Here is a 390-nt window from a genome sequence, read left to right as displayed (position 1 = left end):
GCGGGGCGCCCAGCAGGGGGCGGGCCGGCCCGGACGCGGCGGGCCGCGTGGCGGACGTCGGCGGCACGCTGCGCTGCACGGGGGCGCCGAGGGGGCTGGAGGCGCGGCCGACGGGCGTGGCCGTGGGGCCGGGGGGTGTGGGTCCGGGAGGCGTGGCCGCGCTTCGGACGGACTCCGGCCGGGCCGCGGGAACTTCGGCGGCGGGGGGCGCCTGGGGCGCGGGCGCCGGGAGCGCCTCGCGCGCGGGGCGGGCGGCGGCGGGCGTGGCCGTCGGAGAGAGGGGCGCGGAGGCTTTCGTCGGCGCGCCGAGGCCCGCCCGGCGTCGTGGCGGGGTCCCGTCGGCCACCGCCCGCTGCACGCTCGGGACAGGGGTTCCGGGCGCGGTGAGGC

Annotated in this window: 1 pseudogene; it reads right to left on the bottom strand. The window is 85.1% G+C overall.

The annotated features are described in order from the left end of the window. Positions 1-346, bottom strand: a pseudogene (locus KMS84_RS39295) (translation initiation factor IF-2); the annotation flags it as partial. Positions 347-390: the final 44 nt, after the last annotated feature.

The organism is Streptomyces hilarionis (genome assembly GCF_024539675.1).
In the GTDB taxonomy this organism is placed as follows: domain Bacteria; phylum Actinomycetota; class Actinomycetes; order Streptomycetales; family Streptomycetaceae; genus Streptomyces; species Streptomyces hilarionis.
This window is presented reverse-complemented; position numbering and strand designations above follow the sequence as displayed.